18 protein-coding genes are annotated in these 18180 nt (G+C 72.5%); 8 read left to right on the forward strand and 10 right to left on the reverse strand.

Annotated elements, in window-relative coordinates; translation table 11 throughout:
* Positions 1-74: 74 nt before the first annotated feature.
* From IE331_RS10960 to IE331_RS10970, 3 genes are read right to left on the reverse strand one after another with little or no spacing between them, the layout of a single operon-like run.
* Positions 75-707, reverse strand: a complete 633-nt coding sequence (locus IE331_RS10960; protein WP_192143484.1) for an alpha/beta hydrolase family protein — start codon at positions 705-707, stop codon at positions 75-77.
* 7 nt (positions 708-714) lie between these two features.
* Positions 715-1491, reverse strand: coding sequence for an SOS response-associated peptidase (locus IE331_RS10965; RefSeq protein ID WP_192143485.1), 777 nt, complete (start codon positions 1489-1491; stop codon positions 715-717).
* A 25-nt stretch (positions 1492-1516) separates the two neighbouring features.
* Complete coding sequence (locus IE331_RS10970) at positions 1517-2224, reverse strand: nucleotidyl cyclase domain-containing protein (protein WP_192143486.1); 708 nt, start codon at positions 2222-2224, stop codon at positions 1517-1519.
* Positions 2225-2437: 213 nt separating this feature from the next.
* Here IE331_RS10970 and IE331_RS10975 point away from each other — a divergent pair, with 213 nt between their 5' ends.
* Genes IE331_RS10975 through rsgA form a run of 3 tightly spaced genes read left to right on the forward strand, consistent with a single transcriptional unit; the run spans position 2438 to position 6870 of the window.
* Positions 2438-4573 (forward strand): sigma-70 family RNA polymerase sigma factor, encoded by a 2136-nt coding sequence (locus tag IE331_RS10975; RefSeq protein WP_192143487.1) that lies wholly within the window; start codon positions 2438-2440, stop codon positions 4571-4573.
* 10 nt (positions 4574-4583) lie between these two features.
* Entirely contained in the window at positions 4584-5873 is a 1290-nt protein-coding gene (gene aroA / locus IE331_RS10980) for a 3-phosphoshikimate 1-carboxyvinyltransferase (RefSeq protein WP_201931622.1), read from the forward strand.
* A gap of 7 nt (positions 5874-5880) precedes the next feature.
* Positions 5881-6870, forward strand: coding sequence for a ribosome small subunit-dependent GTPase A (gene rsgA, locus IE331_RS10985; RefSeq protein ID WP_192143488.1), 990 nt, complete (start codon positions 5881-5883; stop codon positions 6868-6870).
* Positions 6871-6874: 4 nt separating this feature from the next.
* On the opposite strand, the gene IE331_RS10990 is transcribed toward rsgA, so the two are convergent.
* Positions 6875-7351, reverse strand: a complete 477-nt coding sequence (locus IE331_RS10990) for a DUF2231 domain-containing protein (protein WP_192143489.1) — start codon at positions 7349-7351, stop codon at positions 6875-6877.
* A gap of 54 nt (positions 7352-7405) precedes the next feature.
* On the opposite strand from IE331_RS10990, the gene hisN reads away from it, so the two are divergent.
* From hisN to IE331_RS11005, 3 genes are all read left to right on the forward strand, one after another.
* Complete coding sequence (gene hisN, locus IE331_RS10995) at positions 7406-8296, forward strand: histidinol-phosphatase (RefSeq protein WP_192143490.1); 891 nt, start codon at positions 7406-7408, stop codon at positions 8294-8296.
* Between the two features lie 77 nt (positions 8297-8373).
* Positions 8374-8805, forward strand: coding sequence for a CBS domain-containing protein (locus IE331_RS11000; protein ID WP_192143491.1), 432 nt, complete (start codon positions 8374-8376; stop codon positions 8803-8805).
* Positions 8806-8819: 14 nt separating this feature from the next.
* Positions 8820-9188 carry an FKBP-type peptidyl-prolyl cis-trans isomerase gene (locus tag IE331_RS11005; protein ID WP_192143492.1) on the forward strand — a complete coding sequence of 123 codons (369 nt, stop codon included), beginning with the start codon at positions 8820-8822 and terminating at the stop codon, positions 9186-9188.
* Between the two features lie 80 nt (positions 9189-9268).
* Here the strand turns inward: IE331_RS11005 and IE331_RS11010 are convergent, their stop codons facing one another.
* From IE331_RS11010 to IE331_RS11030, 5 genes are all read right to left on the reverse strand, one after another.
* A complete protein-coding gene (locus IE331_RS11010) occupies positions 9269-9469 on the reverse strand; it encodes an RNA-binding S4 domain-containing protein (protein WP_449866966.1) in 201 nt (66 codons plus the stop codon).
* Positions 9470-9945: 476 nt separating this feature from the next.
* Entirely contained in the window at positions 9946-11205 is a 1260-nt protein-coding gene (locus IE331_RS11015; RefSeq protein ID WP_192143493.1) for a DUF445 domain-containing protein, read from the reverse strand.
* 13 nt (positions 11206-11218) lie between these two features.
* Complete coding sequence (locus IE331_RS11020; protein WP_192143494.1) at positions 11219-12307, reverse strand: ABC transporter ATP-binding protein; 1089 nt, start codon at positions 12305-12307, stop codon at positions 11219-11221.
* A complete protein-coding gene (locus IE331_RS11025; protein WP_192143495.1) occupies positions 12304-14001 on the reverse strand; it encodes an ABC transporter permease in 1698 nt (565 codons plus the stop codon). Before IE331_RS11025 ends, IE331_RS11020 begins: the two co-directional genes overlap by 4 nt.
* 2 nt (positions 14002-14003) lie before the next feature.
* On the reverse strand, positions 14004-15026 hold the full coding sequence (locus tag IE331_RS11030; protein ID WP_201931631.1) for an extracellular solute-binding protein: 1023 nt from the start codon (positions 15024-15026) through the stop codon (positions 14004-14006).
* A gap of 119 nt (positions 15027-15145) precedes the next feature.
* Between IE331_RS11030 and IE331_RS11035 the strand changes: the two genes are divergently transcribed.
* Together IE331_RS11035 and IE331_RS11040 are read left to right on the forward strand one after the other, a co-directional pair.
* A complete protein-coding gene (locus IE331_RS11035) occupies positions 15146-15544 on the forward strand; it encodes an adenylyltransferase/cytidyltransferase family protein (RefSeq protein ID WP_192143496.1) in 399 nt (132 codons plus the stop codon).
* 52 nt (positions 15545-15596) lie between these two features.
* Entirely contained in the window at positions 15597-17168 is a 1572-nt protein-coding gene (locus tag IE331_RS11040) for an MXAN_6640 family putative metalloprotease (protein ID WP_192143497.1), read from the forward strand.
* On the opposite strand, the gene IE331_RS11045 is transcribed toward IE331_RS11040, so the two are convergent.
* A complete protein-coding gene (locus IE331_RS11045; RefSeq protein WP_192143498.1) occupies positions 17165-18160 on the reverse strand; it encodes a ribonucleotide-diphosphate reductase subunit beta in 996 nt (331 codons plus the stop codon). The two genes, IE331_RS11040 and IE331_RS11045, sit on opposite strands and share 4 nt — an antisense overlap.
* Between the last annotated feature and the right edge of the window lie 20 nt (positions 18161-18180).

Here is an 18180-nt window from a genome sequence, read left to right on the forward strand (position 1 = left end):
GGCCGTGACAATTCCCCCGATCCCCACCGATGTCACCGAACACGGCGCCGACGGCGGCGCCGGCCGGCGCCCGCTCAGCCGCGGGCGACGTCGCGCACGATCCACTCCAGGGTGGCCTCCACGACCATCGCGACCACGTCGTCGGCGCTCAGCGGGGCCGACTTCGGCACCCGCAGCGAGTGGTCGGCGAAGGGTACGACGGTCAGGTTGGTCCCGTCCGGGAACTCCTCGGGCGTGCCCATCGGGTCCCGCTCCCCCTGGATGACCAGCGTCGGGACCCGGGCCGAGACCAGCTCGTCGAGGCGGCTCCTCTCCGGCCGGCCGGGCGGGTGGAGCGGGAACGACAGCGCCAGCAGTCCGGAGGCGCCGAGGGACCGGGCGCTGCGGGCCGCCGAGCGGGCTCCGGCCGAGCGGCCCCCCAGCACCAGGGGCGTGCGCGGCCGGATCCAGTCCGCCGCGGCGCGCAGCGCGTCGTCCAGGGTCGCAGGGGCGGTGGCGACCTTGCGCCCGGCGACCTTCCACGGCTGCTCCAGGCGGTGCACGGTGATCCCGTGACCGGGCAGCGACCGGGCCAGGCCCTCGAGGTCCGGGGTGTCGATCCCGGCGCCGGCGCCGTGGCTGAGCAGCAGCGTCGCCACCGGGTGCCGGGAGCGGTGCGAGACCAGTCGGGCGTCGCCGTGCGGGGTGGCGATCGTGCGCTCGGTCATCGGCGGGTCACTCCTGGGCCTCGAGGGGCTCGAGCAGCTCGGGCCCGTTGTTGCGGACGTTGCTGACCAGCGTGGAGACCGGGTAGGCCTCCAGCCGGCCCGGGGCGGCCGGCTCGAGCAGCTCCAGCAGGTCGCCCGTGGCCGAGCGGGTCGGGTCCAGCCAGGCCGCCCGACGCTCCGGGGGGACCATGAGCGGCATCCGGTCGTGGATGTGGCCGAGGTCGTCCTCGGCCCGGGTGGTGAGCACGGTGCAGGTCCACCGGAACCGGTCCGGATCGTCGTCGGTCCGGGTCGGGTCCCTCCAGATCTCGTAGAGGCCGGCCATCGCCAGCACCCCGCCGTCCGTGGGCCGGATGAAGAACGGCTGCTTGCGGGGCTTGCCCGCCGAGGTCAGCTCGCTGGTGGGGTACCACTCGAAGTAGCCGTCCGCCGGCAGCAGGCAGCGCCGGGCCGCGAAGGCGCGGCGGTAGGCCGGCTTCTCGGCGACGGTCTCCATGCGGGCGTTGATCATCCGGTTGCCGATCGAGGGATCCTTGGCCCACGACGGGACCAGCCCCCAGCGCAGGACCCGCAGCTGCCGCTCGGCGGGCCGGTCCGGGGGGCTCTCCCCACCGGACTGCTCGGGCTCCCCGCGACGCGGCGGCCGCTCGAGCACGGCGTACACCTCCTTGGTGGGCGCCACGTTGTAGTCGGGGGCCAGCGGCTCCGCGATCCGGGGCGCCTCGACCTCGAACTCCTCGACGAGGTCCTCCGGCTTGCGCGAGGAGGCGTAGCGACCGCACATGGCCCCAGCCTAGGGCCGACCGGGGTCAGGGGCGGGCGAGCTCGTCGAGCAGCATCGCCGCGGCGTGGTCGGTGGAGGGCAGCCCCTCGATCCAGACCCGGGTCGGGAACTCGACGATCGCGAGCATGGTGCGCAGGATCGCGACGCGGCGTCCCAGCTGCGGGTCGCGCTGGGCCACCACCACGATCCGGTTGGTCCCCAGCCGGCCGATCGTCTCCTCGCCGGAGAACACGGCCCGCGCCCGCTCCCCCAGGCGGACCAGGCGCATCGCCCGCGAGAAGGAGTCGCCCTCGACCTCCCCGGGACGATCGTCGGGCAGGTCGATGACGATCAGTCCGTGACTCTCCTGGAGGGGCCTCGAGCCGTGCGCCCGCGCGCGGTAGAGCTCGGAGATCCGGCTCCGCACGTGGGAGAGGCTGGCCAGGCCGGTCAGCGGGTCCTCGCAGGAGAGCTGGTGGAGGTAGGCCAGCGTCGCCTCGCTCCAGGCGACGCACATGGTCTGGGTGTCGGCGAAGTCCGGATCGGAGCCGATGGTGGCCTGGGCCGTGGCCCGCAGGCCGGCCAACACCTCGTCGAGGGAGGCACCGTCGCGGGCGAGGGCCTGGGCGGCCACCTCGCAGGCACGGGTGGAGCCCGATCCCGAGGCCAACGCCTCCCCGACCGCCTCGAACCGTGCCGGGATCCTCGTCCGCACGTGCTCGGGCAGCTCCAGCGTCGCCTCGGGACCGTCCATGAGCGTCCTACGTGGTCGGTCCACGAAGAAACCCACGGCTGCTCCCCTCGGTCTCATGCTCCACGACGAAAGAGACCTCGTCGGTCTCACTGGAGGAACGGCGGTCTGGCCCACCCATGACGCGGTTCGTCCACTTTTTCTCTTCGGCACCCCCCGGGGTACCCGCCGGTCTAGAATCCGAGGGTCCCATCGCCATGAGGAACGCTGAGCACCGTGACCGAAACGCTCATCCGTCTCGAAGATCCGGGCGACGCCGAGCTGATCTCGGCCGTCCGCGGTGGGGACGTGTCCGCGTACGGCGCGCTGTTCGAACGGCACGTGGGCGCGGCCCGCCGGCTGGCGAGGCAGCTGGTGAGCGCCGGCGACGCCGACGACCTGGTCTCGGACGCCTTCGCCAAGGTCCTGCGCGTGCTCCAGGCCGGAGGCGGGCCGGACGTCGCCTTCCGCGCCTACCTGCTGACCGCCGTACGCCGCCTGCACGTCGACCGGATCCGGGCCACCTCGCGGTTGCAGACCACCGACGACATGGAGGCCTTCGACCCGGGGGTGCCGTTCCGGGACACCGCGGTCGAGGGCTTCGAGAACGCCGCCGCGGCCAGGGCCTTCGCCTCGCTGCCGGAGCGCTGGCAGCTCGTGCTGTGGCACACCGAGGTGGAGGGTCAGAAGCCCGCCGAGGTGGGTGAGCTGCTCGGCATGAGCGCCAACTCGGTCTCGGCGCTCGCCTACCGGGCCCGCGAGGGGCTGCGCCAGGCCTTCCTCACCTCGCATGCCGAGACCCTCGACGAGGCCGAGTGCCGCTGGACCCACGAGCACCTCGGCGCCTACGTGCGCAAGGGCGCCTCGAAGCGGGACGCGGCCAAGGTCGAGCAGCACCTCGACGGCTGCCGGTCCTGCATGGGCGTCTACCTCGAGCTGGTCGAGGTCAACTCGAACCTCTCCGGCATCCTCGCCCCGCTGCTCCTGGGTGCGGCCGCGAGCGGCTACCTGGCGGCGGGCGGCGCGGTCAAGGGCGGTCTGCTGCTCGCGGCGTTCGGCCGGACCAAGGAGTTCGTGGCGGCGAACACGCAGGCCGCCGCCGTCGGCGGCGTGGTCACCGCCACCGCGGTGGTCGGCCTGACGATCGCCGTCGTCGCGAACGGTAATGAGCGGATCCTCGCGGAGCCGTCGAACCAGGCCGTTGCCCCCGCGGCGACGCCCGATGCCGGCACCGCCGACGAGTCCGTCACCCCGGACACCGACGCCCGCAAGGGTCGCGCGGAGCGTCGCCGGGACCGCGAGGAGCGGGCCGAGCGACGCGACCGCACCCGGCCTGACGAGCGCACGGCACCGCCGCTGGCCGCGCAGGAACCACCGGGCGACGCGCCCGTCGACGCGGTCACCGACGCCGCACCGGTGGTCGCCGGCGACGGCGCCACCCAGCCGACGGGCTCGGCCGGGACGGGTACGGGAAGCGGGACCGGGGACAACACCGGGACCGGCACCGGGAACGGCAACGGGACCGGCAACGGGACTGGCACAGGGACCGGCAACGGGAACGGGAACGGCACGGGGAACGGGAACGGCACCGGCACGGGGAACGGGAACGGGAACGGGAACGGGAACGGGAACGGGAACGGCACGGGCACTGGCACCGGCGAAGACGGCGGCACCGGCACCGGCGAAGACGGCGGCACCGGCACCGGCGAAGACGGCGGCACCGGCACCGGCGAAGACGGCGGAACCGGCACCGGCGAAGACGGCGGCACCGGCGAAGACGGCGGCACCGGAACCGGCGAGGACGGCGGAACCGGTGGAGACGGCGGAACCGGTGGAGACGGCGGAACCGGTGGAGACGGCGGAGACGGCGGCGGAGACGGCGGAGACGGCGGAGACGGCGGAGACGGCGGAGACGGCGGAGACGGCGGCAACGACGGCGGCAACGACGACGGCGGCAACGACGGCGGCGACGGAGACGGCCAGCCGACAAGCGATCTGACGTTGCTCCCGATCGAGTCCGCGGTCTCGGTCGGAGCCTCGCTGGCGATCGGTCCCTTCCCGGTCGACGTGGCGGTGCTCAAGCTGTCCACGACCGGCATCCCGGCCGGCGCCGAGATCCACGCTCGCCTGGACATCACGGGCAGCAACGCCTTCAACGCGATCATCGACAACGACCTGCTGCCCAGCCAGTGCCAGCGGGCGGACAGCAAGTTGGTCACGTGCACTGTCTCGGAGGAGTCCCCGGACGTGCTGCTGCCGGTCGTCTCCCGGGCTCAGGGAGGACGGCTCGACGTGGTTGCCGTGCCGGTGGGCTTCACGGATTCCGACGAGACGAACAACACGCAGTCGTGGACAGTGAGGCAGGACGACTAACCTGCAGCGTGTGACGACAAGCTCTCCCTGGCCCGCGCCGCGCGCCCGCACGCCGGTTGACCTCACCGTCACCCTGCCGGGGTCGAAGTCGCTCACGAACCGGGCCCTGGTGCTGGCCGCGATCGCCGACGGCCCCTCCGTCGTACGCCGTGCCCTCCGCTCGCGCGACACCTCGCTCATGGCGGGAGCGCTGACCGCCCTCGGGTCGCACGTCGAGACCGGGGGCGAGGACTGGGTCGTCACCCCGGGACCGTTCGACCGCGATGCCGCCGTGGACTGCGGCCTGGCCGGCACCGTGATGCGGTTCGTGCCGCCGGTGGCCGCGCTCGCACACGGGTCCATCGACTTCGACGGGGACGCGCACATGCGCAACCGCCCCATCGGCGAGGTGCTGGCGGCGCTGCGCAGCCTGGGCGTCGCGGTCTCCGACGGCGACCGGCTGCCCTTCCGGGTCACCGGCGCGGGACGCGTGCGCGGCGGTCGGGTGGTCATCGACGCCTCCGCCAGCTCCCAGTTCGTCTCGGCACTGCTGCTGGCCGGCGCCCGCTACGAGCAGGGCGTCGACGTCCGGCACGACGGCAAGCCGGTCCCCTCGCTCCCCCACATCGACATGACCGTGGCGATGCTGCGCGAGCACGGCGTCGAGGTCGACGACGCCGACCCGCACCGGTGGACGGTGGCACCGGGCCCGGTCGCCGCGCGGGACCACCTGATCGAGCCGGACCTCTCCAACGCGGGTCCGTTTCTGGCGCTGGCCGCGCTCTCGGGGGGCTCGGTGACGGTGCGGGACTGGCCGCGGCACACGACCCAGGCCGGCGACGCGCTCCGCGGGATCCTCACCGAGATGGGCTGCTCCGCGGACCTCTCCGACGCCGGTCTCACGGTCACCGGGCCGGACCGGCTGCAGGGTGTCGACCTCGACCTGCACGACGTGGGCGAGCTGGCGCCCGTGGTCGCCGCTCTGTGCGCGCTGGCCGACGGGCCCACCCACCTGCGCGGGATCGCCCACATCCGCGGCCACGAGACCGACCGGCTGGCCGCCCTCGCGACCGAGCTCGGCGGCCTCGGCGCCGACGTCACCGAGCACGACGACGGGCTCTCGCTCCGGCCGGCCACGCTGCACGGCGGGGTCTTCGGCACCTACGCCGACCACCGCATGGCGCACGCAGGCGTGGTCGTCGGCGCCGCTGTCGACGGCGTGCTGGTCGAGGACGTCGCCACGACCGCCAAGACGTTCCCCGACTTCGCGGCGTTCTGGGCGGGCCTGCTCGAGGAGAGCCCCGCCGGCAGGGCCGGGTGAGCCGCACGTGAGCGGGCGCTACTCCGACCACGACCACGAGCACTACGAGCGTCCCCGGCGCCGGACCCGGCCGCGCACCAAGGAGCGACCCACGTACGCCGACGCCGTCGACGGCCTCGTCCTGACCGTCGACCGCGGCCGCTGGACCCTGCTCGTCGACGGACGCACCGTCACCGCCATGAAGTCGCGCCCGCTCGGCCGCAAGGGGGTCGTGGTCGGGGACCGGGTCAGGGTCGTCGGGGACACCTCCGGCGCCGACGGCTCGCTCGCCCGGATCGTGGAGGTCGCGCCGCGCACCACCACGCTGCGACGCACCGCCGACGACGACGACCCCGTGGAGCGGGTCATCGTCGCCAACGCCACCCAGCTGGTGGTGGTCGCCGCCCTGGCCGACCCCGAGCCGCGGCCGCGGCTGATCGACCGCGCCCTCGTGGCGGCGTACGACGCGGGGATGCGGCCGATCCTGTGCCTCACCAAGGCCGACCTCGCCGACCCCGAGACCCTGCTCACCACCTACCGGTCGCTCGGCGTGCCGTACGTCGTCACCCGCCGTGGCGCGGACCCGGCACCGGTGCGCGAGGTGCTCGCCGGCGAGACCAGCGTGCTCGTCGGGCACAGCGGTGTGGGCAAGTCGACCCTCGTCAACGCGCTGGTGCCCGACGCCGACCGGGAGGTCGGGCACGTCAACGCGGTCACCGGCCGGGGCCGGCACACCTCGACCTCGGCGTACCTCATGCCGCTCCCCCACCAGGCCGGCTGGATCATCGACACGCCCGGCATCCGGTCGTTCGGGCTGGCCCACGTGGAGCCCGAGCGGCTGATCGGGGCGTTCCCGGACCTCGAGGAGCTCACCGAGGACTGTCCGCGGGGCTGCAGCCACGGAGCCGGGGAGCCCGAGTGCGGCCTCGACGACGCCCTGGCGGCCGGGCACGCCGACCCACTGCGGGTCGAGTCGTTCCGGAGGCTGCTCGCGGCGCGCGAGGCCTCGGCGGACTGACCTGTCAGCCCCAGATCGAGCGGGCCCCGGCCTCCCCGGTCTGGATCGTCATCAGGATCAGCGAGACCGCGAAGATCGCCAGCATCGCCACGAGCGACCACTCGATCAGGGGGGCGTGCTTGCCCCGGGCGCCCCGCCCGGACGCCAGGGCGGAGGGGCCACCGAGCCCCCAGGCCGCCAGCAGCACGACCGCGACGAAGATGATCGTCAGCCAGAGCAGGACCTCGGCCCGCTCCTCGTGGAGCTGGATCACCGTCGACCGCTCGTCCGGGAAGCGCTCCTTGACGAAGTCCCGCCCCGAGAAGTACGCGACCAGCACCGACCCGAGGGCCGCCAGCGCCGCGCCGGCCATGGGCCACCGGGTGGCCCACCGCCACCGTGGGACGGCGGCGTAGAGACCCGCCAGCACGGCCGCGATCGGGATCAGCACCACGGCCGCGTGCACCACGAGCGGGTGCAGCGGAAGGCCATTGATGTCCATGGGGTGCACCCTAGGCCAGCCGGCGTCCCGAGCACGGGGAATAGCCTGTGTGTCATGCCGACCGACTTCACCGACGACCTGCGCCTCGCGCACGTGCTGGCCGACGACGCCGACTCGACCACCACGGCACGGTTCCGGGCCCTGGACCTGCACGTGATGAGCAAGCCGGACCTCACCCCCGTGACCGACGCGGACCAGGCCGTCGAGGAGGGGATCCGGCGCACCCTCTCCCGGGTCCGCTCGCGCGACGCGGTGCTCGGCGAGGAGATGGGCTCCAGCGGCCACAGCCAGCGGCAGTGGGTGATCGACCCGATCGACGGCACCAAGAACTTCGTGCGCGGCGTCCCGGTGTGGGCCACGCTGATCGCCCTGGTCGTCGACGAGGAGGTCGTGGCCGGCGTGGTCTCCGCGCCCCAGCTGCAGCGGCGCTGGTGGGCCTCCCGCGACAACGGCGCGTGGACCGGCAAGTCGCTGCTCAAGGCCACCCAGTGCCACACCTCCGACGTCCGCCGCCTCGAGGACGCCTCGCTGTCGTACTCGTCGCTGTCCGGCTGGGAGCAGCGGGGCCGGTCGGAGGACTTCCAGTCGCTGGCCCGACGCTGCTGGCGGACCCGGGCGTACGGCGACTTCTGGTCCTACATGCTCCTGGCCGAGGGTGCCGTCGACCTGGCCGCCGAGCCGGAGCTCGAGCTCTACGACATGGCCGCGCTGGACGTCATCGTCCGGGAGGCCGGAGGCCAGTTCAGCGCCCTCGACGGGACCCCCGGACCGTTCGGCGGCAACGCCGTCGCCAGCAACGGTCACCTCCACGAGGCGGCGCTGGCGTTCCTGGGCTCGGTGGACGGCGACGACCCCGACTCCCCCCGCTCGGCCGGTGGATCGGTGCACGACCTCAGGTCGCGACGGACCCCGGCGGGCAAGGGTGACGAGCCTCCCCTGGGCTGAGCCGGCACGCCTCTATCCAAGTGACGGCTCGCCCGGATAGCGTTCCTCCACGAGGCGGACGAACTCCAGGAGGTCGCATGCGCATCAACGACGTGCTCAAGGGCAAGGCCCGACAGGACGTGGTCACGGTCGGCCCGGACTCGGGTGTGCGGGAGCTGATCGGGCTGCTGGCCGAGCACAACCTGGGAGCCCTCATCGTCAGTCAGGACGGCACCTCGGTGGACGGGATCGTGTCCGAGCGGGACGTGGTGCGCAGCCTGCACGACGACGAGGCGCTGCTGGATGGGCCCGTGTCGGCGATCATGACCACGACCGTGCAGACCTGCGAGGGGTCCACCCACGTGGACGAGCTCATGCACATCATGACCGAGCACCGGATCCGGCACGTCCCGGTGCTCACCGAGGGCAGGCTCACTGGCATCATCAGCATCGGCGACGTGGTCAAGAGCCGGATCGGCGAACTCGAGTTCGAGCGCGACCAGCTCGACCACTACGTGCACCAGACCTGAGCCGAGAGGACCCCGTGGACAAGCCTGAGATCGACTTCCCCGACTTCCCGCCCCCGGACGACCTGGTCGCCAACGACCTCCTCGCCGGAGAGGGCACCGAGGCGGTCTCCGGCAGCACGGTCACCGTGCACTACGTCGGGGTGGCGCACTCGACGGGCGAGGAGTTCGACGCCTCGTACAACCGCGGCGAGCCGCTGCGGTTCCGGCTCGGCGCCGGCCAGGTCATCGCCGGCTGGGAGGCCGGAGTCCAGGGCATGCGGGTCGGCGGCCGACGCCAGCTCGTGATCCCGCCGCACCTCGGGTACGGCGACCGGGGCGCCGGCGGCGTGATCGCCGGTGGCGAGACGCTGATCTTCGTGGTGGACCTGGTCTCGGTCTCCTGACCCGGCGCGGCGCCGGGTCCTTCCTGTCAGCCCTGGCCGCCCACTCTTGACCGCCCAACCCTGGGGGTCAGCCCTGCCTGTCAGCCCTCGCCGGCGACCCGCGCCGTCAGCCCACCGAGCGCGACGACGTCACCGGGCACCAGCTGGCGGCCACGACGGGTCTCGACCTCGCCGTTGACGCTCACCGCGCCGTCCGCGGTGACGAGCTTGGCGTCCGAGCCGTTCTCGATCAGGTTCGCCAGCTTCAGGAACTGGCCGAGCCGGATCGACCGGTCACGGATGGGCACGTCCACGGGTTCGCCGCTCGGCTGCTCGCTCACCCCGCCATTGTGCCCGCACCCGGCCCGACGGTGGTCGAGAGGCCGCCAGACCCGTCTCGAGACCTCCGGGGGTTTCGAGACGCTCGCTGGCGCTCGCTCCTCTACCACCGAGCGACGCTCGCTCCACTACCGTCCAGGCCCCTGCCCGGTGGTCGAGGAGGGCCGCCAGGCCCGTCTCGAGACCCCCGCGAGTGGTTTCGAGACGCTCGCTGGCGCTCGCTCCTCAACCACCGAGCGGCGCTCGCTCCTCAACCACCGGGTGGCGCTCGCTCCTCAACCTCCGAGTGGTTTCGAGACGCTCGCTGGCGCTCGCTCCTCAACCACCGAGCGACGCTCGCTCCTCAACCACCGCGGGTTTCGAGACGCTCGCTGGCGCTCGCTCCTCAACCACCGGGGGCGCTCGCTCCTCAACCACCGGGCGGGCGGGCGGCCGGCCCTCATCCGAGGAGGACGGCGAAGGTGTGGATGAGCACCCCGACCAGGCCGCCGACGATGGTGCCGTTGATCCGGATGAACTGCAGGTCGCGACCGACGTGCAGCTCGATCCGCCGGGAGGCCTCCTGGCCGTCCCACCGCTCGATCGTGTGCGTGATCACCGTGGTCAGCTCCGCGCCGTAGCGCGACACCGCGAAGACAGCGACGTCCTCGAACAGCCCGTCCAGCCGCTCGCGCAGCTCCGCGTCGGTGGTGACCCTGCCGGCCAGGGCGACCAGCTCCGCGGTGAGCCGCTCCTTGAGGGGCCCGCTGGGGTCGCGGAGCGCCTCGAGCAGGGCGGTCCGGAACGCCTTCCACAGCGAGATCGCGGTGGCCGGGAACTGCGGGTGCTCCAGCAGCCGCAGCTTGAGGTTCTCGGCGCGCTCCTGGGTGTCGGGGTTGGTGAGCAGGTCCTGGCCGAGCTGGGCAAGCATCGAGTCGAGCGCCAGCCGGGCCCGGTGCCGCGGGTCGTCGCGGATGTCGCCCAGCCAGCGGATCGCCTCGGCGTGCAGGCGCGTCGTCACCGCCTCGTTCAACCGCTCCGGCGCCCACCACGGAGCCCGCTCGGTCAGGACGTCGGCGAAGGTCTCCTGGTTGTCGGTGAGCCAGTCGTACATCTCCTCCAGGGCCAGGTCGACCACCCCGTGGTGCAGGTCGTCACGGACCGCCTCGGTGACGAAGCTGCCGAGGATCGGCGAGATCGGCTCCTCCCGGAACCGCGGCACCAGCGCCTGCTCCACGAACTCCGCGATGTGGTGGTCGCGGACCGTGTCCAGGCCGATGGCGGCCACGTCGGTGACCTCGTCGACCACGCGCCGGGCGTGCTCGGGCTGCGAGGCCCAGCGACCCAGCCGCATCGCCACCCGTGCGGCGCGGGTGCGCTCGCGGACGATGTCCTCCTGCAGGAAGTTCTCCCCCACGAACTCCTCGAGCCCGCGGCCGAGGTCGTCCTTGCGGCGCGGGATCAGCGCGGTGTGCGGGATCGGCAGCCCGAGCGGGTGCCGGAACAGCGCGGTCACCGCGAACCAGTCCGCGATCGCGCCCACCATGCTCGCCTCGGCTCCGGCGTTGACGAAGCCGAGCCACCCGTCGGTGCCGCGGGTGAGGACGTAGACGACCGCCGCGAACAGCAGCAGACCCAGCGCGACCGCACGCATCCGCCGCAGGGCGGAGGCCCGGGCGGCGTCGGCATCCGGCTCCGGCGTGATCAGGGGAATCGTCATCGCTGGGATTGTGTCAGCCGCGCGGCGGCGGGCTGCTCACCGCGGTGTCCCCGACCAGCAGGGTCGGGGTCACGCCGGGCACCACCGAGACCCGCACCGGCGTCCCGACCGGGTGCCGCACCGAGTGCGGCTGCCAGGAGCGGACGGTCTGCCCGGAGCCGAGCCGGACCGTGTGCAGCACGAACGCGCCGTGGTACTCCACCGCCACCACCGCCGGTCCGTCGTCGGACCGGTCCGGCTCGGCGGTCAGGGCCACCTCGTGCGGCCGGAGCACGACGTCGACGTCGGTCTCGGCGTCCGCCCAGCCCGGGACCGTCGAGACCACGCCGATCTCACACGTGAGCAGCGCCCGGTGCACGTGCGCCCGGAGGAAGTCCGCGTCGCCCATGAACGACGCCACGAACCGGGTGGCCGGTTGCTCGAACACTCGGGACGGCGTGTCCGCCTGCTCGATCCGGCCCGAGGTCATCACCACCACCCGGTCGCCGATCGAGAGCGCCTCGGTCTGGTCGTGGGTCACGAACACCGCCGTCGTGCCGGTCTCGCGGAGCACGCCGACCAGCTCGGCCCGGACCTGGGCGCGCAGGTTCTCGTCGAGGGAGGAGAACGGCTCGTCGAGGAGCACCACCGCCGGCCGTGGGGCGAGCGCCCGGGCCAGGGCCACCCGCTGCTGCTCGCCGCCCGAGAGCTCGTGCGGGTACCGGTCCGCGAGGTGGCCCAGGCGGACCAGGTCGAGGACCTGCGTCACCCGGGCCGCGCGGTCGGCTCGCGGCTGGCCGTGCAGGCCGAACTCGACGTTGCGGCGGACCGAGAGGTGGGGGAACAGCGCGTGGTCCTGGAAGACCAACCCGACCCGGCGCCGCTCGGGCGGCACGAAGGTGCGCCCGTCGGCCACGGTCTGCCCGGCGATCCGGATCTCCCCCCGGTCGGGTCGCTCCAGTCCGGCGATCAGCCGCAGGGCGGTGGACTTGCCGCACCCGGAGGGGCCGATCAGCGTCACCAGCTCCCCGGACGGCACCACCAGGTCGACGTCGCAGGCGGCCGGCACCGCGCCGTACGACTTGGAGACTCCCTCGAGGACCAGGGCCGGGGTGGCGGTCACGGCCGGCTCCCGCGGTCCCCGTGCCGCACCTGCCGGAACAGCAGGAAGACCGGCACCATGGCCAGAGCCACGATCACCAGCGCGGGCAGCGCGGCCTGGTCCCACAGGTTCTCCTTGGCGAGTTGGTAGACCGACACCGACACCGTAGTGAACCCGAACGGACGCAGCAGCAGCACCAGCGGCAGCTCCTTGATCGCGTCGATCGCGACCAGCACCAGCGCGACCGCGACCCCGGAGCGCACCAGGGGCGCGTGCACCCGGCCGAGCAGCCGCACCGGTCCGGCTCCCAGGCTGAGCGCGCTCTGCGTGATCGTCGTCGGCACCGAGGCGTACGCCGCGTCGACGGCCTGGTAGGCGGGGCCGAGGAACCGGACCGCGTAGGCGTAGAGGATGCCGAGGACCGAGCCGGTCACCAGGAGACCGGTGCCGCCCGGCACTCCCACGGCCTCGAGCGTGCGGTCGGCCCACGCGAAGGTCAGCAGGGTGCCGATGCCGATGACCGCGCCGGGGACGGCGTACCCGAAGGTCGTCAGCTGAGCGGCGGCCCGGATCGACCTCCCGCCGCCGAGGCGCAGGGCGTGGCCCATCACCAGCGCCAGGGTCACGCAGGTGAGCGAGGCGATGACGGCGACCACCACGGAGTTCACGAACGCCTCGCCGAACTGCCCGCCGAGCGCGCTCGGCCGGTCGCTGGCGGCCCGCTCGACCGCCCAGGCGCCGAGCCGCAGGACCGGCACGAAGAAGCTCGCCCCGAGGGCCAGCAGGCAGACGCCGGTGGCCAGCCAGGCCCGGGCCCCGGTCAACGGCGCCGGGCGCAGGCCGGAGCCGCGCCCACCCTTCTGCGTGAACCGGGACCGACCCCGCATCAGTCGCTCCCCCGCGAGCACGGCGACCGCGAACAGCATGACCAGCGAGGCGAGCTGGGCCGCCGACGCGAAGTCGAAGCTGCCCTTCCAGACCAGGTAGACGCCGACCGAGACGGTCTGCACGTTGAAGTACTGCACGGTGGCGAAGTCGGTCAACACCTCCATCATCACCAGCGCCAGGCCGGCGGCCACCGAGGGCCGGGCCAGCGGGAGCAGGACCCGGAAGAAGGCCCGCGCCCGCCCGGCGCCCAGCGTGCGCGCCGCGTCGTACGTCGTGGGCGCCTGCTCGACGAACGCCGCCCGGGCCATCAGGTAGACGTAGGGGTAGAGCGTCAGCGACATCACCACCACGCAGCCCGGCAGTGTCGCGAGGGAGAAGGCGAACCCGTCGCCGACGACACCACGGACCGCGGACTGCACCGGTCCGGCCGCGTCGAGGGTGGAGAGGAAGACGAAGCCGAGGATGTACGCCGGCATCGCCAGCGGCAGCACCAGCAGCCAGACCAGCACGTTGCGCAGGGGAAAGGTGTGGGCGGTCACCAGCCAGGCCAGCCCGACACCCAGCACGAGCGTGCCGAGGCCGACGCCGCCCATGAGCAGGAGCGTCGTCAGCACCATGTCGCCGACGTTGCGCGGGAGGTCGGGGGCCTGCCCGGTGCCGGCGTCGATGAGGACCCCCAGCACCGGCGCCGCGACCAGCACCGCCACCAGCACCACGAACGCCGACCAGCCCGGTCGGCCGCGCGAGCTCGCACGGCGGATCCGGGCCTGGGCGGGTCCCCGGGCCGACAGCCGGGTCGGCGGCGGGGGGAAGGCGGTCTGGGTCACGGCTACTGGTAACCAGCCTCCGCGAGCAGGTCGATCGCCTCGGCGTTCAGCGAGCCGTAGGCCTCCGCGTCGATCGGCATCGGGTCGAAGTCGCCGAAGCCGGAGGCGATGTCCTCGGCCGGCACGTCGGCGTTGACCGGGAACTCCTGGTTGCCGGCGACCAGGTCGTCCTGGCCGTCGGTGGCCAGCCACTCCATCAGCGCCTGGGCGTCCTCGGGGTTGTCGCTGGACTCCACGACGCCGGCCCCCGAGACGTTCACGTGGGTGCCGGCGCCGTCCTGCGAGGCCCACATGAGCTCGACGTCGAGGTCGGGCCGCTCCTCGAGCTCGCGGGCCAGGTAGTAGTGGTTGACCAGTGCCACGTCGCAGGTCCCGGCGTCGACGGCGTCGATCAGCAGCACGTCGTTGGACTCGATCCGGACGTCGTTGGCCACCCAGCCCTCGACGATCTCGAGTGCCTTCTCCCGGCCGTGCAGGTCGATCAGGGAGGCGACCAGCGAGGCGGTGTAGACGCCGGTCGTCCCGCGCATGCACAGCCGCCCGTCCCAGGTCGGGTCGGCGAGGCCGGCGTAGGTGTCCTCGGTGTCGAGCTCGGAGGGGTCGACGTTGTCGGGGTTGTAGATCACCGTGCGGGCCCGCATGACCAGGCCGAACCAGCGGTCCTGCGAGTCGCGGTACTGCTTAGGCACCGCCTCGTCCAGCACCGGGCTGTCCACGGCCGCCAGGACGCCCTGGTCGGCGGCCGCCCACAGGTTGCCGGCGTCGACGGTCATGTAGACGTCGGCCGGCGACTCCTCGCCCTCGGCGCGGATCCGCTGCAGGAGCTCGGCGTCGTCACCGGCGAGGAAGTCCACGGTGATGCCGGTGTCCTCGGTGAACTGCGCGAAGACCTCCTCGGCCCCGTAGTGTCGGGCCGAGTAGACCTGCAGGTCGGCCGGCTCGTCACTGCCGAAGGCGCTGCACCCCGAGGCCGTGACGAGGGTGGCCATGGCCAGGCCGGAGACGAGCAGGGCGGGCTTGCGCATGGACGGTCGGCTCCTTCGGGGACGGGTACGACAGCGAGACTAAGGTTAGCCTAACCTCCGCCCGCCAAACGCGCGGCTCCGGCTGGGCCGCACCGGGCACCCGTGGAACAATCCCGGCCATGGCCCGCACCGTGATCACCTTCGGCACCTTCGACGTCTTCCACGTCGGCCACCTGCGCGTCATCGAGCGTGCCGCGGCCCTCGGTGACCGGCTGGTCGTCGGGGTCTCCGCCGATGCCCTCAACGAGCGCAAGAAGGGCCGGGTCCCGGTGTTCAGCCAGGCCGAGCGGCTGGCCATCGTCGCGGCGCTCAAGCCGGTCCACGAGGTCTTCGTCGAGGAGAGCCTGGAGCTCAAGCGCGACTACATCGTGAAGTACGGCGCGGACGTGCTCGTCATGGGCGACGACTGGCAGGGGCGCTTCGACGAGTTCGAGGACGTCTGCGAGGTGGTGTACCTGCCCCGCACCCCGGCGATCTCGACCACGGCGCTGATCGAGAAGATCTCCTCCACCGACTGAGGACCAATCAGGGCTGGACGCCACGTGGGACTTCTCACGTAGCCTGTCCTCCATGCGCCTCCCCCGCCCCGGAAGGCCGGCTCGCCTCGCGCTCTCGGTCACCGTCCTCCCGCTGCTGGCGGGTCTGGTCCTGGCCTCCACGACGTCCGCGTCCGCCATGCCCGACGCCACCACGTCCGATGCCGTCGCGCCCACGGTGACCCCGCCGGCCGCCGACCCGGCGCACCCCGGGCTCCCGACGCTGCCGGACCCCGCCGCCGACCAGGCCGAGCAGGCCCTCGAGCAGGCCGAGCAGGCACTGGCCGGCGAGGGTGACCTCGATCCGACCCTCGCGCTGGCCGAGCTCGCCTCCGAGGTGGACGACCTCGAGGGTCGGGACCGGCAGCAGGCCGAGGCGCTGTTCGCGCGTCCCACTGACGACGGCGTCGAGTACGGCGTGCCGGACGACAACTACGGCGACAACCCCACGCGCGTGATCTGCGGCGAGCACGTCTGCGTGACCCGGGCCAAGGAGGGCAAGGAGAGGTCGGGACGACGCTGGGCCAAGACCGTCCTGGAGACGTTCGAGACTGCGTGGGCCGACGAGGTCGATCGGATGGGGTACCTCGCTCCTCTCCCTGACGACGGCCCACCCTCGGAGGGCACGGACACCAAGCTCGACGTGTACGTCGCTCGCCTGAGCCCCGAGCTGTACGGGTACGCGGTCCCGGACGACCGCTACCGCAGGACCTCCTCGGCCTACCTCGTGGTCGACAACAACTACGCATCCTTCGACGCGGACCCCGTCGAGGTGCTGCAGGCGACGGCGGCACACGAGTTCTTCCATGCGATCCAGTTCGCTTACGACCGCCTGGAGGACCCCTGGTTCATGGAGTCCACGGCGACGTGGATCGAGGACGAGGTGTTCGACGCGGTCAACGACAATGTGAACTTCCTCGCCGAGAGCTCGCTCGCCAAGCCGCGGCTCGCCCTCGACCATCCGCGGACCTGGTACGGGAACTGGGTGTTCTTCCGGTTCCTCACCGAGCGCGAGGAGCTCGGGACCGGCCTGGTCCGGGCCATGTGGCAACGCGCCGTCGACACCCACTCGACCAAGGCGGTGAACCGCACCCTCACGTCGAGGGGCTCCTCGATGGCGCGTGAGTTCGCCGCGTTCTCGGTCGTGAACAACGCACCGAAGAAGTCCTACGACGAGGGCCACCTCTATCCGACGGCCGGGGTGACGCAGAAGTGGACCCTCGGCAGCTCGACCCGCAGCACGAAGGAGCAGTCGCAGGGCATCCGGCACCTGTCCTCGCGCAACTACAGGCTGGTGCCCGACTCCGCGCTGGCCCCGAACTGGCGGCTGAAGATCACGGTGAACGGGCCGAGCGACGTCTCGCGCGCCTCGGTGCTCGTCCACCGTCGCGACGGGTCCCTGACCCGGCGCGTCGTCGACCTCGGGCCGAAGGGCAACGGCACCCTCCGGGTCGACTTCGCACCGGACCAGGTCCGGAAGGTGTCGCTGAACCTGGCCAACGCCTCACTGTCCTACCGCTGCGGGACGGGCGGCGGCTACGCCTGCAACGGCACCCCCCGCGACGACAAGCGACGCTTCCGGTTCACCGCACGGACCGTCCGCTAGAACTCCTCGTCGAAGCCCACCGCGCCGCTCACCCCCACCTGGTAGGCCGAGACCCTCCGCTCGAAGAAGTTCGAGAGCTCCTGCACGTCCTGCAGCTCCATGAAGGCCAGCGGGTTCGGCGACCCGTAGACCGGCTCCAGGCCCAGGCGCTGCAGCCGACGGTCGGCCACGTGCTCGAGGTAGGAGCGCATGTCGCTCGTGGACAGCCCGGCGACACCGCCGCCGAGCAGGTCCTCGGCGAACTGCGCCTCGGCGTCCACCGCCTCGCGCAGCATGGCGCGGACCTGCTCGGTCAGCTCCTCGTCGAAGAGATCGGGCTCCTCCTCGCGCACGGTGTCGACGACGTCGAACGCGAACGCCATGTGCATCGACTCGTCGCGGAAGACCCAGTTGGTCCCCGACGCCAGACCGTTCAACAGGCCACGCGAGCGTAGGAAGTACACGTAGGCGAAGGCTCCGTAGAAGAACAGGCCCTCGATGCAGGCCGCGAAGCAGATGAGGTTGAGCAGGAACGCCCGCCGGTCCTCCCTGCTGCGGAGCTCGTCGAGGTCGAACGTCGAGTCGATCCAGCGGAAGCAGAAGTCCGCCTTGTGCTTGATCGAGGGGATCGTCTCGACGGCCGCGAACGCCTCGTGCCGCTCGTCCTCGTTGGGGACGTAGGTGTCGAGCAGTGTCAGGTAGAACTGCACGTGCACCGCCTCCTCGAACAGCTGGCGACTCAGGTAGAGCCGGCCCTCCGGGGAGTTGATGTGCTGGTAGAGGTTCAGCACGAGGTTGTTGGCCACAATGGTGTCGCCGGTCGCGAAGAACGCCACCAGCCGGCTCACCAGGTGCCGCTCCGCGGCCGTCAGCCGCTTCAGGTCGGCGAGGTCGGAGTGCAGGTCGACCTCCTCGACCGTCCAGGTGTTCTTGATCGCGTCGCGGTAGCGGTCGTAGAAGTGCGGGTAGCGCATCGGCCGCAGGGTGAGGTTCATCCCCGGGTCGAGGAGCATCCGGTCACCGGACCGGCCGG

Origin of the sequence: Nocardioides donggukensis, from assembly GCF_014842875.1 — a bacterium.
GTDB lineage: Bacteria > Actinomycetota > Actinomycetes > Propionibacteriales > Nocardioidaceae > Nocardioides > Nocardioides donggukensis.